At 42.5% G+C, this 12641-nt stretch carries 15 protein-coding genes and 1 tRNA gene; 8 read left to right on the top strand and 8 right to left on the bottom strand.

Features of this window, described 5'->3' with window-relative positions:
- Window positions 1-225: 225 nt before the first annotated feature.
- From amrS to L7E55_RS16825, 3 genes are read right to left on the bottom strand one after another with little or no spacing between them, the layout of a single operon-like run.
- Window positions 226-1227 carry an AmmeMemoRadiSam system radical SAM enzyme gene (gene amrS / locus L7E55_RS16835; RefSeq protein ID WP_277445519.1) on the bottom strand — a complete coding sequence of 334 codons (1002 nt, stop codon included), beginning with the start codon at window positions 1225-1227 and terminating at the stop codon, window positions 226-228.
- Between the two features lie 19 nt (window positions 1228-1246).
- A complete protein-coding gene (amrA, locus tag L7E55_RS16830; RefSeq protein WP_277445518.1) occupies window positions 1247-2647 on the bottom strand; it encodes an AmmeMemoRadiSam system protein A in 1401 nt (466 codons plus the stop codon).
- 55 nt (window positions 2648-2702) lie between these two features.
- Window positions 2703-3383: a LysE family transporter gene (locus L7E55_RS16825; RefSeq protein ID WP_277445517.1), complete on the bottom strand. Its 681-nt coding sequence runs from the start codon at window positions 3381-3383 to the stop codon at window positions 2703-2705.
- A 141-nt stretch (window positions 3384-3524) separates the two neighbouring features.
- On the opposite strand from L7E55_RS16825, the gene fliK reads away from it, so the two are divergent.
- The 3 genes from fliK (at window position 3525) to L7E55_RS16810 (ending at window position 4934) form a co-directional block, all read left to right on the top strand.
- Window positions 3525-4121: a flagellar hook-length control protein FliK gene (gene fliK, locus L7E55_RS16820; RefSeq protein WP_277445515.1), complete on the top strand. Its 597-nt coding sequence runs from the start codon at window positions 3525-3527 to the stop codon at window positions 4119-4121.
- Window positions 4122-4131: 10 nt separating this feature from the next.
- Entirely contained in the window at window positions 4132-4404 is a 273-nt protein-coding gene (locus tag L7E55_RS16815) for an EscU/YscU/HrcU family type III secretion system export apparatus switch protein (RefSeq protein WP_277445514.1), read from the top strand.
- A 164-nt stretch (window positions 4405-4568) separates the two neighbouring features.
- A complete protein-coding gene (locus tag L7E55_RS16810) occupies window positions 4569-4934 on the top strand; it encodes a hypothetical protein (RefSeq protein WP_277445512.1) in 366 nt (121 codons plus the stop codon).
- Window positions 4935-4990: 56 nt separating this feature from the next.
- Here the strand turns inward: L7E55_RS16810 and L7E55_RS16805 are convergent, their stop codons facing one another.
- Complete coding sequence (locus L7E55_RS16805; protein WP_277445510.1) at window positions 4991-7372, bottom strand: Lon protease family protein; 2382 nt, start codon at window positions 7370-7372, stop codon at window positions 4991-4993.
- Window positions 7373-7546: 174 nt separating this feature from the next.
- Between L7E55_RS16805 and L7E55_RS16800 the strand changes: the two genes are divergently transcribed.
- A tRNA-Leu gene (locus L7E55_RS16800) sits at window positions 7547-7635 on the top strand.
- A 458-nt stretch (window positions 7636-8093) separates the two neighbouring features.
- Window positions 8094-8234: a hypothetical protein gene (locus L7E55_RS16795; protein WP_277445508.1), complete on the top strand. Its 141-nt coding sequence runs from the start codon at window positions 8094-8096 to the stop codon at window positions 8232-8234.
- A gap of 204 nt (window positions 8235-8438) precedes the next feature.
- On the opposite strand, the gene L7E55_RS16790 is transcribed toward L7E55_RS16795, so the two are convergent.
- Both L7E55_RS16790 and L7E55_RS16785 read right to left on the bottom strand, forming a co-directional pair.
- A complete protein-coding gene (locus tag L7E55_RS16790) occupies window positions 8439-8684 on the bottom strand; it encodes a transcriptional regulator (protein ID WP_338091249.1) in 246 nt (81 codons plus the stop codon).
- 413 nt (window positions 8685-9097) lie between these two features.
- Window positions 9098-9229 (bottom strand): hypothetical protein, encoded by a 132-nt coding sequence (locus L7E55_RS16785; protein WP_277445507.1) that lies wholly within the window; start codon window positions 9227-9229, stop codon window positions 9098-9100.
- Window positions 9230-9760: 531 nt separating this feature from the next.
- On the opposite strand from L7E55_RS16785, the gene L7E55_RS16780 reads away from it, so the two are divergent.
- Window positions 9761-10012 (top strand): divergent polysaccharide deacetylase family protein, encoded by a 252-nt coding sequence (locus tag L7E55_RS16780; RefSeq protein WP_277445506.1) that lies wholly within the window; start codon window positions 9761-9763, stop codon window positions 10010-10012.
- Window positions 10013-10244: 232 nt separating this feature from the next.
- On the opposite strand, the gene L7E55_RS16775 is transcribed toward L7E55_RS16780, so the two are convergent.
- Together L7E55_RS16775 and tnpA are read right to left on the bottom strand one after the other, a co-directional pair.
- Window positions 10245-10406 carry an aspartyl-phosphate phosphatase Spo0E family protein gene (locus L7E55_RS16775; RefSeq protein WP_277445505.1) on the bottom strand — a complete coding sequence of 54 codons (162 nt, stop codon included), beginning with the start codon at window positions 10404-10406 and terminating at the stop codon, window positions 10245-10247.
- 457 nt (window positions 10407-10863) lie between these two features.
- On the bottom strand, window positions 10864-11067 hold the full coding sequence (gene tnpA / locus L7E55_RS17835) for an IS200/IS605 family transposase (protein WP_277445504.1): 204 nt from the start codon (window positions 11065-11067) through the stop codon (window positions 10864-10866).
- Window positions 11068-11467: 400 nt separating this feature from the next.
- Between tnpA and L7E55_RS16765 the strand changes: the two genes are divergently transcribed.
- Both L7E55_RS16765 and L7E55_RS16760 read left to right on the top strand, forming a co-directional pair.
- Window positions 11468-12211 (top strand): stalk domain-containing protein, encoded by a 744-nt coding sequence (locus tag L7E55_RS16765; protein WP_277445503.1) that lies wholly within the window; start codon window positions 11468-11470, stop codon window positions 12209-12211.
- 127 nt (window positions 12212-12338) lie between these two features.
- Complete coding sequence (locus L7E55_RS16760) at window positions 12339-12551, top strand: hypothetical protein (protein WP_277445502.1); 213 nt, start codon at window positions 12339-12341, stop codon at window positions 12549-12551.
- The last annotated feature ends 90 nt before the right edge of the window (window positions 12552-12641 follow it).

Here is a 12641-nt window from a genome sequence, read left to right as displayed (position 1 = left end):
CTTCTCTTCAAACTCTGGCCAATTTATTTTAAGTATTTCTTTTATTTTCGACGAATATCTCATGTTTAAATGTTACCATATTATGGTCTCACCGGGTACCCTCAAAAATGTATACTTTCCTAAACAACAAGAAACCGGCGCTTTGACGCGCCGGCATATTGGTGGCACCTTTGGTCCAACCTTAATCATAATTGTTCTAAAACGTCCTCTATCTATGCCACGAAATCACCCAACGATACTAATTCTCCTGCCACAATTACGGCATCTCTCACCATCAAGGCCATTTGTGCGGATATTATAACCTGTTCTGCTAATTAATTTTTCTCCACATTCGGGGCAGTAGGTGTCTTGAGCACCCAGTTCCCGGGCGTTGCCGATGTAAACATAGGAAAGCTTCTTCCTGGCTATATCCCCGGCTCGCCTTAACGTTTCAAGCGGTGTTGCCGGCAAATCCATTTCAAAATTGGGAAAATACCTGGAAAAATGGAGCGGTATTTCCCGGTCCAGGGAAACAATCCAATCAACCAGCTTTTCGATCTCTTCAGAAGAGTCGTTAAGACCTGTCACCAGCAGGTTGGTCAATTCAACATGACATCTTTGAGCATAAGCTATCTCAATCGTTCGCAGTACCGGTTCCAGCCTGCCAACGCAACTTTTCCGGTAATAATCTTCTGTAAAACCTTTAATGTCAATATTCATGGCGTCAATATACGGTAGAATTTCCCGCAGCGGAGTCTCGTTTACGTAACCATTGGTAACCAGAACATTTTTCAGCCCTGCCTTACCGGCCAGCCGGGCTGTATCCAACACGAACTCGTACCACATAAAAGGTTCTGAATATGTGTATGCGATGCCGACATTTGGGTAGCCGTCCGCTATCTGCCGTCTGGCCATATTGACAGCTTGTTCCGGTGTAACATCAGCCGTATCAGGATCTCCGTGGGCAATGCTCCAGTTCTGGCAAAATCCGCAACGCAGGTTACACCCCATAGTGCCAAAGGACAATATATAAGAACCAGGGTAAAAATGATACAAAGGTTTTTTCTCAATCGGATCCATGCCATAAGAAGTCACTTTGCCGTAGTTGGCTGCGTAAAGCGTGCCTTTACGATTCTCTCTCACCCGGCAGAAACCGGACTTATCTTCCCGGATAGTGCAGAGCTTCGGGCAGAGCCGGCAAGCAGTCAAATTTTGCTCTTTTTTTTCATAAAACAAAGCTTCTCGCAATTATAATAACTCCTTATGATTATTTATACCTGGTTACTTCGAACCTTTCCAACTCCGCCTGTTCATACTCTTTGATTCCGGCTTTTTGGCGCGCTATGGAAACCTGTTCTTCGACAGTATCAACTCCTTCAAGGTTTGGCAGTAACAAGCCGCTCCGCAGCCCGGTCCGGACAATTACCCCATACTTTTTAGGATCAAGTTCATCGTAGCTTTTGACCGGCCTAGGCGGCTGAAGCACATCAACAGAATACTCCAGGTCTGCCAATTCCTCTTGACCAACCGGCTGGAAGCGCGGGTCGTTTATCCCGGCACTGATGGCATTGGCAGCCACTTCTTCGGCTATGCTTCGTTTGGTTGGCGTAATGGTACCGATACAACCACGCAGACTCCCACGTTTTTTAATTGATACAAAAACGCCGGCTCTCTTCTTGAATTCATCAGGTACACCTGACACATCCACAGGGGGCTCGCCTTTAACGTGTCTTTCCAGGGTTTCCCTGGCAACTCTCACCAAGAAACTTTCTTCCGCACGGCGCAGCGCTATTTTATTTTTTTGCTCGTCCTCCATTTTAGCCAGGATGGATTGCGCCATATTTTCTCCAGACGGTTCTAAGGAAGCCACCATATAGCCGACTCCGAAAGGCCCCTCGTAAGACAAAATCTCAGCTTTGACACCGTAGCCATCCAGCGCCCCCAGCATCATGACAATAGAACGGTAGCCACATTCACCAGCCAATTGCACCAAGGATTGATCCATTTTTAACACGCCTTCGATATCCGGAATGGAAAGCAACCGGACAAGCTCTTCATCGAATTCTTTACCCCGCGGCAGGTAGCCGCCGGGCGCGTCCTTAGTCAGTCCGTGAGACAGGTCTCCGCTAGCCAGCAAGGCTACTTTTCGGCCCAGCGACTCTGCAGCCCGGCGCACCGCGAGTCCGAAAAGATAAAGCTTCTCTACCGGCGCAATGGCCATAGACACATGAACAAACGGCAGATCCACGCCACCCTTTTGGAGAAAATAAAGAGGCACGGTAACACCATGGTCGAGGTCCAGGTTGATATCATATATTTCTTCAATATCTTCATTCAGATCTAAAATATCAATACCCAAACCGGCAGCCTGGCCGTTAATACTGTCAGCCAACAACTGGTCGTTGTTCAGACGAAACTTTAGTTCTCCCGCCCTAAAACTTGCCAGATCCCCTATTAACTCCGGTACCCGGTTAATCGCAATCACATCCCGAAAAAGCGGAGCATGCGGGGATATTATTACGACCGTCTCGGCACCGCTTTGTTTAACCCGCCTACCCAATTCAACAAGCGCCTGTTGGGTCGCAACAACCTTTTTGGATTCTTCCCGGCCAACTTCCGGCACGGCAATCGGCGGGTGCGGGCATATTCCGCAATATACTATTGACATAACAGTATTCTTCCTCCTTTTTATCATGGTTTATTTTTACCGCAAGCTAAAATGTTCATGCAAAAAGGCCATTGTAAAGAAAGTAGCCTCCCAGCCCAATCATAAAAACGCCGCAGACTAAAAGAACACCCTTGTACACACCACCGCTTAAAAACTTTCTGCCGCCGGCCACTACCGCGGCCACCAGGCTGTACCAAGTGAAATCAGCCAGGATATGCCCTGTAAAAAAAACTGTTAGACCGGTATAACCGCTGTTCAAAGACATAGTTATATAAGCCAGACCGACAGTCGCCCACCAAATCGTCCAGTATGGATTAGAAAGACTGACCAGAATACCCATCGCAACAACGCGCATTCTCCTTTTCCCAACAGCAACTGCACTTGACTCACTTATTACCGTGCTCTCAGATCCTGTATCTTCCTGTTGTAAGTTAAATGAAAATTTCCCTATGTAAGCGTCCTTGGCTATTCCATAGCCCATATAAACAAGGAAAATTCCCCCGGCTATTGCAATGATATGCGATACAAGGGTTTGAGTCAAGAAAACCGAGAGTCCGCCGGCAAGCGCGAAGATCAGGGCTATTTCTAGAAGTCCGTGCCCAAGCATTAGCAAAGGACCGGCGATAAAACCCAATTGGAAACTCTCACCAATCGCCACAGTCAGCAACGGCCCTGGTACCATAGCCCCCGAAAAGCCTATTATGAAAGCTGTAGTAAATATAACCGGCAAATCCATTAAGACACCACCAAATTCTCTATCTTATTCATTCTCCTTCTGTCATTATAATCCTTTTTATTAAAAACTTACCCCCTTCACAAAAAGTATAGATGAGTCGATTGTTTAAATAGGCTGATTAATCGAAAGGGGTTGGCAGCAATGAATATTAATTTATTAACCAATTTACTTTTTGAAATGACCAACCGTAATATCAGCAAGGTGTCACCCGCACCTAAGCCGGAAGGCGCCGCAAGCACACGTGATGCGATGGCTCTTGGCAAGAAAGTGCTTGAAGCGCTGGATAACAGCCAGCCTGAAAAGTTACCAACGCGAGTTGAAACCAAGCAAATCATAGAACCAACTGTCAACTCACCGGCCTTTACCCCCCTGCCCCTGCGTTCTGAGCTTTTTCCGGAAGCCAGATTTTTTGCCAGGTTAAACGAGAGAAACGCGGCCGATTCCGCAACCGTTGACAGGCCGGTTACAGAAATATTTGTTCACATCGATACTGATAATATGGGCCACATCTGGATAAATCTGTCATGGAGAAACAATTTTTTATCTGTCAAATATTTTACTGAAAACGAAAATTCCAGTAAAATCCTTCGGGAAAATTTCTCTCCAATAAGAGACGCCTTAAAGGAAATCGGATTTAATGAAGTATCCTTAACCAGCCAGGCCCGCGCAGGTCTTGGCGGGCTTACAAATGAATTGCTCCCTAAGTTTGAAGCTTACTTGCTCAATAGAGAAATTTGAGGTAAGTACTATGGAAGATTTACGGAAAGAAATTGCCACCGCTCTGCGCTATGAACCAGGCAAAGATGGCGCGCCAATAGTGGTAGCTGCCGGTAAAGGACTAAAAGCGCAAAAGATCAAAGAGATAGCTAAAAAAACCGGAGTACCGGTGTACCGCGACCAATCTCTGGCCAAAACCTTGTACGACCTGGGAATCGGAAAAGAGATACCACCGGAATTATATGAAGCGGTAGCCAAGATCCTCGTTTTCGTTGCCGGGCTGGACCAAAAATATATAAAATAGATACCGGTATTCATCACAGACCCCTATCAAACCGCTAAAAAAGGGTATGACAAACTATTAAACAACCTCAGTATACTTTAAAGAAATTTATTAGATTCTGTGTTATAATTCATTTATCATTATCACCCGTTAATTATTTAGCTATAAATTAAGGGGGTTATACGGTGCTCAGCTTATCTCTGGCCAAGCAACTGGCCAAGTACTTATCATGGGAACCTAGAGTAGGTGACCTTACAATTGTTTTCGGTGAAGCAGGCGAAGAAATTATTGAACCAATTATCTCCCGCCATGAAAGAGAGAGAAAAATAGTCTTATCCCTCCGGGAAATGGGTGAACTGGTATGGCTGCCCCGTCTTGGCAGGCTGCTCGATGAACTAAGAATAAGAGCTAAAAAAGACTTCGTCCTTGGTTATATTAAAGAGAGCAATCAATGGTATTACAAAGATGAATCAATAGAAATTTTTTCGGATTCACCAGAAGATGCGTCTGGTAAAGCATTACTTAAGCTATTTGAGAGCCGGCAAACATAACTATTCCTTCAGTTTTGCCGTCACCTATTTATCTGTCTCTAAACTTTTGTGGGTAACTAATTGTTATTCTCATTAATCTTTTGTTCGACCAGGTCCATAACACTACCCTTGGGGTAGGTACCGTCTTCCATCATTTTTCCCGCTGCAACTCCACTTAATAGTTCAATGCCTTCTTCAATATCTTTAACCGCGTATATATGGAATTTACCTTCATTCACAGCATCAAGGATTTCTTCCTTCAGCATTAAATTTTCTAAATTTTGAATCGGTATTATTACACCCTGTTCTCCTGATAAACCTCTTGCTTTACAGATATCAAAGAAACCTTCTATCTTTTCGGTCGCTCCGCCAATTGGCTGAATCTCACCGAACTGATTAACTGAACCAGTAACCGCCAAACACTGCTTAAGAGGAAGTCCTGACAAGCTGGATAGAATCGCGTAAAGTTCGGCACTGGAAGCGCTGTCTCCCTCTACACCGTCATATAATTGTTCAAAAGTAATTTGCGCGGTAATACCGAGCGGTTTTTTCTGGGCAAACTTTCCACCCAGGTAACCGGCCAAAATAAGGATGCCTTTTGAGTGAATACTACCGCTCATTTGCGCCTCACGCTCAATATTTATAATACCGCCACGTCCCAGATATGTCCTTGCGGTAATACGAACCGGCCTGCCAAAAACATAACCACCAAATTCGCTCACGGCAAGACCATTAACTTGCCCTACAACACAGCCTTGAGTATCGATCATTATTGAATTATTGATAATTAACTCTTGGAATTTTTCTTCTATCCGGCTGGAACGGTATCTCCTCTCTTTTATAGCTTTTTGAACATGACTTGATTCAACAAAGGAAGAGCCTTCAATTTGAGCAAACGCCGCCGCTTCATAAACGATCTCAATTACTTCATTAAACCGAGTGGAAAGTTTATCCTGATGTCCCGCCAGGTAAGAACCGTACTCGGTCAGTTTGCCCAAACCGCTCCAATCAAAATGTATCAGGTTGTCTTCACGGCAAACGGTACTGACAAAGGAAGCATACTTGCGCAAGTTTTCCGGAGTCCGGGGCATTTCAGTATCAAAATCAACCTTAACTTTAAAAAGTTTCTGAAAGTCTTCGTCAATACTATACAATAGCTGATATAGATGCGGAGAACCGATGAGAATTACCTTTGCGTTAAACGGGATCGGTTCCGGTCTCAATGTAGCATTCGGAACAAGGCGATATTGTTCACCTATATTTTCTACCTTAGCTTGCCTGTATTTGATAGCTTTCTTCAGCGTATCCCAGGTTAACGGGTCACTCAAAACATCTTTAGCCTGCAGAATGAGATATCCTCCATTTGCCCGGTGAATCGCTCCGGGCTTTACCATTGTAAAATCCGTATAGGAAGAAAGCACATGGCTGCGATATTCGACCTTTCCAAAAATGTTGTAATAACTAGTACTGGGTTCCGTTATAACAGGGGCTCCTGCATTTTTATTGTTCGTAACGAAAAGATTGACTTTGTAACGGGTATATTGATCAACATCATCCTGCTGGATTTGGACTGGAATAGACGGCACAGCCGGCTCAGACACCTGGTTTTTAAAAGTAACAGTGTTTTTCGTTATATCCCTTAATACCTCTCTTAGATACTCCACAATTGGCGGAAATGGATCGTATTTTGCCAAAAGCCTGTCAACAATGGGACCTGCAGCAAATAGAGCAATTTGCTTTTCCAATTCTTCAATTTTTTCTTTGGCCTGTTTTTCCAGTACCCGGCCGGTATGCAAAGTTTCATCAAACTTTTTTTGCAGCCTTCGCCCTTTCTCTTCTATCTTATGGCGTTCTTCTACAGGAATTCGGTCAAATTCCTCGGGTGGAATGGGTTTGTTATCTTTAAGCGGTATAAAGACAACTCCTCTTTGGGTCTGTTTCACATTTAAACCAGATTCCCTCGCTTCCTGTTCAAGCGCCTGGAAATAACCATCCATCTCTTGCTGAACGGATTCAATAATTAAACTTTTTTGTTGTTCATAATCACCGTCTTCAAAGGCTTTTGGTATGGCAACCCGCAGGTCGGCCACCAATTCTTCCATGTCTTTTTGAAAGCCGTAACCTTCTCCGGCAGGTAATGAAACAGCCATAGGGCGATCCTGGTCATTAAAATTGTGTATATAGCACCAGTCGTCCGGCGCGGGTTTACCCGCAGCCACCTGAGATACAACAGCCTGTGTGTAAGTGCCTTTGCCCGTGCCCGAAGGTCCGACGACAAAAATATTATAACCAGGTGCGTTCATGGCCAGGCCAAATTGCATAGCCCTTACCGCGCGTTCCTGAACGATAAATCCGTCAAGCGGGGAAACATCAACAGTTGTTTTACAAAAATCAAACTCATCACGGCTACAAATTCGCCTTAGTTTATCAACCGGTATTCTGAGTTTCTCAAAGTTCATATTATTTCCCCCTCACCATTTATATTTAGTCATGATTCTACAAACAACCATTTACTCCTTCTTTGCTTTCTTGTATAACAGTATACCTCTCATTGAATAGAGCGGCATGATGATCGATCGGTTGACAATCCAATTTTGGATGTGCTAAAATAGCTTTGCGATTTAGCGCTATATGCCCGAGTGGCGGAACTGGCAGACGCACAGGACTTAAAATCCTGCGAGCTTCGCGGCTCGTACCGGTTCGATTCCGGTCTCGGGCACCATTCAATTCACTAATAACTAAATCAGTAAAAATTGAAAAGAAGAAAAAAAGGCGCTTTTTAAAAAGAAATTTACAAGGGACTTCTGGATCGTGGAAGTCTTTTTCTTTTTCATTAATGACGGTTAAATTGACGGCTTATTTTTCCCCAACCCCCCTTATTTGCTTTCTTTCCCCCAGTAGAATCAACGAAAAAACGCCAACGTTCGAAAGTACCAAGAAGGACAGCGGTAAAAAATAAAACCTCGGGGTTTATACCCTGGGTTTTTATTTCACGTAATAAATAATTTATTATTTTCCTCACATTTCCACTGGTGCCCACTCCCCCCCCAGCTCATTACAGACAGCCAATCACGCTTATTGCCGGACACGAAGCCGCCATAAAATGTGGTCTATTCTTTACCGTTCAGCATACATTTAGAGCATGGTGTCAGAATTAACAATATAAAGGGGAAATCATGAATGGGATGCGAAGAAGAAAAAGAATGTGGCTGCCGTATTACAATTGAAGATAGTATTGTTATTATAATTTGTGGCGAAATCGAAGTTGAAAGATTAAGAGAAAGCTTACAAACAGCTTTAGAAGTAAAAGATAACAAATAAGTTATAGCGTTTCTACCGGTAAGCCGTGGCGCATTTACGCTGCGGCTTTTCTTATGTTTGAAGTAAACCTCTCCAGTTAATCAAACCGCCAAAACTGCAAATACTGCACCTGCGCTTCTCTCTCTAGGACTCTATGTCTTCCATAAGCTCCTGGCGGGTCATGGTAACACCTCGGGGAGTAATTCGGCAGAAATACGCCGGCTTTTATAACCATGGTATTTTATCAATGTAATCTCCTCTTAATATGGGAATGATTTTTGTTTTTAGAGGATCTGATAAATCTTTAACCTTTTTATCATCAATTTTCATGATATCTATCGTATCTAACTTTAAAATGTGAGCAAGTTCTTTGACTGTTAAGCCCTGGTTTTTTCGAAGTTCTTTTACCGTCTTATTATTTATTCCAAACCCAAAAATAACTAGTCCCTCCAGTGCAATGTACTTTAACAATACTATTCAGCTATTCAATACGCCAAAGTTGTAGACATCGAAGTTCCTTTTTCTTGCACATGAATATGGGGAGTAGTTCGGCAGGGAAGGAAAATTATCCTTCTAAGAAAAAAGAGAGACCCCGGCATCGTGGTTACGCTAATATATTCACATCCGCAAGTATTTTTTACTATTATCAAAATCATAACCACCGGCGTATAAAACCGGTGGCTATAAACACATCCTTCAATTTTGGGTTTTTATAGTTTAGATACAGCCGCAGCCCACGCCAAAAACGAGAAGGATCAAAATCAAGAAGACTATGAACGCTGGGCTACCACAACCGCAACCGATTCCACAAGCTTCCTCAGATTTAACTACTTGTGATTTAACTTCAGACACGGAAATCCCCCCCTCTTATAAGACATTCGTACTTAAATACAACCTCCGCAACAGCTCACACCAAAGATGAGCAGGATGAAGATCAAGAAAATAATAAACCCGAAATTACCAAAACCAGTTCCGCAACCGGTGCCGCAACCAGCACCATCTACGCCGAATGCCATCTATATCACTCCTTTCGATTTTTTACATAATATGCAAGAGCGATAAAAATGTTAATCAATGGTTATGCACCCATTTTAAACCACCGGAATAAGTTATATTAGCCACGGTTCCGATTGCCGTATAGACCTCCTTAGCAAAAACCTGATCCAATAATGGACCGGGTTTTTGTTTTATGGCTACTGATTCAATCCCAAACCCTCTCCAGCACCCACCCTACCCGATCCTTCACTAAATCGCACACTAACCCCTGCTCAGTCTCGCACCGGTAGCGCGGCGGTCCTGGCTCGCGGTAATGCAGCAGGGAGGGTCTGGACTCATGCAAGGTGTTGACATACATAAGAACATTAATATTCGCGTAGTATTAAAAGAGAATTTTCACATTAATACTATTGGGTGTTTAATGAAAAGAAGATATCTGTTTTTTATAATTAAGCGAAAAAAAATATTATATTATAGTTACTGTAATTTCAATAACTGTGCTATTTATAATATTTAACTCCACTACCAATAAATATAGGCAAACCTCTGTTTTGGTTGACGATCCAAAAATCGCTATTGTTATTGATGATTTTGGCGGGGCTGATACCACAGGCGTTAAGGAAATGTTCAGCATCAACTGCCCCATGACTTTTGCGGTAATGCCCAATTTACCTCACTCAGAGGAACATGCATCTGAAGCGGTTGCAGCAGGTTATCAAGTAATCTACATCTGCAGGTCACATGTTTACCAAGGTGCAACGGGTTGGCGGTATAGCTTGGTCATGGGGATCACTTTGCAGTGATCCAAATTGCAAAGGGTATGATCTTTGTTAATTGACTGGGAAATATATGAAGCTTTTCGCGGCTGACGGTATAAATACGATGCAAAGACGCTTATGAAAAAAATAAAAGAAAAATGGCTTGATAAGTTTTGGTATGGCGACCGTGACTCATACTTTATAGTTGGAACAAGGTATCCATATCCTACATTCATGATATTAGGAATATTTTGGCCACCTGAATAAAGATATCAAATTATAGCGCCCTAACCAGCGATATTCTTATTAACTTCACTATCAACCTATCTAACCTCTGGTTAATCTCTAACACCTTATCATAGCCAACCCCCGCGACATACAGCCCATGCATTTCAGCCCGCAGCCGCTCTATCTCTGTAAGCAGTTCCATGCGGGACATATAATCACCCCCAAGAACAAATATATGTTCGCGGTAAATAATGTAGCATTCTGCTGAAATGAGAATAATTTTTGGAGAGTAGAAAGCCCGCCTTAATAAAAGACGAGCTTTGCGGGAGAAAGATGTGTGGTTGTTGATAAGGGTGTATTAATCCGGCAGCTAACCGGTTGCCTTCATCATTTTAATATTAACATATAAGTGTTACCAAGTTGTGTCTACTTTGTGTATATTCAGCAAACATTTCAATAAACAAACAAAAGCCCCATAGCTTTGGTCAACTAACTCAACCACAACCTGCTAAAGCAGGTTGGTTGGTAATAGCCGCTAAAGCGGCTTAAAAATCTCCTAGCGTAAAACTATCCGCCCTCTGGTTTTCTTCCATATCCTGGGTCTTTATATATTCCATAATTACTTCATCTGTGACATTTGCGCTGCTTGCCGCAAAATATCCTCTCGCCTATAAGTATTGTCCCCAGAACTGTTTGTTTAGTTCCTTGTGTTCCATCAGCAATTTCCTTGAACTATACCACTTTATATATTGCACAAGCTTGCTCACTGACAGATGCGGCGGTACTGATACCAATAAGTGTACATGATCTTTTGATACGTGCCCTGCCAATATCTCAACTTCGTTGTTCCGGAAACAGCTATATTGCTCCATTAAAACTTAAAGATATAGCATGATCTCAAAATTAAGCGTTACAAGCAGGAATTTGGGCTTCTTAGTATTTACAACTTTTGGCTGTCCGATTTTCTGGGTCCATTATATAGTTCAGCGGGGAGGGAAATTATTCTGCCAAGAGAAAGAAAAAGCCACTCTTGAGAGTGGCCAAGCGCAAAAAGGTTTTTCTAGTTGTATTATCAAAAAAAAGATTAGACAATAATCCTATTGGTTAAATTATCTACCACTTTAGTGTTAAATCAATGCTGCCACAGCAGCCACCCCGCACATTCCTTTTACCAAATCGCACAACATACCTCTACTCGTCTCGCAGATTATAATTACTTTAGGCTGAACCAACATTTATTTAAACACGTCTAATATAAAAGGTGGGTTAATAATGAATAAATATTTATTATTACTGTTTTTGTTATTATGTTTAATGAATCCGGTTAATGCTACAGCAGGACAAATCTATTTAAACGAAAATAATAATGGAGAAGTATTGTACATACAAGAAGAACAAACTGTAGATTTGATTCTAGATAGTAATCCATCAACAGGTTATTCATGGAATTACAGTACAAAACCAGATTCTTACATAATGGAAGAAACAGGGCACGAATTTCGTAATACACAAGCCCTAGCAGAAAAACCACCTATTATCGGCGCTGAGGAAAAAGAATGTTGGTCTTATAAAGCTTCAAAAACCGGAAAAACAACGATATGTCTTTGGTACATCAGACCATGGGAATCAAGAATGCCGTTAAAAACATTTACAGCAGAAATTAATGTTTTGCCACAGATTAAAGTCCTACTCAACCAAAATCCCTTGGAATTTGATGTGCCACCGATCATTGAAGATGACCACACGCTTGTTCCACTAAGAGCAATTTTTGAAGCGATTGGAGCAGAGGTAAACTGGTTCCCTGATACACAGACAGTTATTGCAACAAAAGATAATAAAATAATTAAATTTATTGTTGGCAACAATACTGCTTCCATCAATGGCACAGACGTACAACTTGAGGTTCCGTCCATAATCATAAAGAACAGCGTAATGGTGCCTCTAAGATTCATATTAGAAGCATTAGGCTACAAAGTTGAATGGGACGGTAACAATACAATTAATATATACTCTTGATTTCTCTATAGACAAAATGCATTAGCTGATTAATGAGAGCCGGGTCGGCTACCATCTGTTGTTAGAAGAAGGAGACGGCGGGAGAACAACGAATTTTAATTTGTATCACTTTAGGGAGGAATGATAAATGCCGGAACAAAATATTCCCCGCGGAGCCTTTATTCAAAGGGATAAGAAAACCTACGCAATAGTACCCCGCACACCGGCGGGTATGGTAACTCCGGAATTTTTGGAGACTGTCGCGCTGGTAGCTAAGAAGTATCAAATACCCATCATCAAAATTACTTCTGGGCAGCGCCTAGCCTGTTGCCGCTCAGTTTCCCTATCGGGAAATGAATAGTTTTTTCTTGCCAAAGGGGGCGGTAATCTGAGACAATAATTGACGTGTGCAGCCGGAGGTTGCGCCGACAATCATTATGTCAGGAGCAGC

The sequence above is a fragment of the Pelotomaculum isophthalicicum JI genome, assembly GCF_029478095.1.
GTDB classification, from domain to species: domain Bacteria; phylum Bacillota; class Desulfotomaculia; order Desulfotomaculales; family Pelotomaculaceae; genus Pelotomaculum_D; species Pelotomaculum_D isophthalicicum.
This window is presented reverse-complemented; position numbering and strand designations above follow the sequence as displayed.

Coding starts and splice junctions, on each gene's coding strand:
- amrA (WP_277445518.1), bottom strand. CDS start 2,647: ATGTCAATAGTATATTGCGGAATATGCCCGCACCCGCCGATTGCCGTG.
- L7E55_RS16825 (WP_277445517.1), bottom strand. CDS start 3,383: ATGGATTTGCCGGTTATATTTACTACAGCTTTCATAATAGGCTTTTCG.
- fliK (WP_277445515.1), top strand. CDS start 3,525: ATGAATATTAATTTATTAACCAATTTACTTTTTGAAATGACCAACCGT.
- L7E55_RS16815 (WP_277445514.1), top strand. CDS start 4,132: ATGGAAGATTTACGGAAAGAAATTGCCACCGCTCTGCGCTATGAACCA.
- L7E55_RS16805 (WP_277445510.1), bottom strand. CDS start 7,372: ATGAACTTTGAGAAACTCAGAATACCGGTTGATAAACTAAGGCGAATT.
- L7E55_RS16795 (WP_277445508.1), top strand. CDS start 8,094: ATGGGATGCGAAGAAGAAAAAGAATGTGGCTGCCGTATTACAATTGAA.
- L7E55_RS16785 (WP_277445507.1), bottom strand. CDS start 9,229: ATGGCATTCGGCGTAGATGGTGCTGGTTGCGGCACCGGTTGCGGAACT.
- L7E55_RS16775 (WP_277445505.1), bottom strand. CDS start 10,406: ATGTCCCGCATGGAACTGCTTACAGAGATAGAGCGGCTGCGGGCTGAA.
- tnpA (WP_277445504.1), bottom strand. CDS start 11,067: ATGGAGCAATATAGCTGTTTCCGGAACAACGAAGTTGAGATATTGGCA.
- L7E55_RS16765 (WP_277445503.1), top strand. CDS start 11,468: ATGAATAAATATTTATTATTACTGTTTTTGTTATTATGTTTAATGAAT.
- L7E55_RS16760 (WP_277445502.1), top strand. CDS start 12,339: ATGCCGGAACAAAATATTCCCCGCGGAGCCTTTATTCAAAGGGATAAG.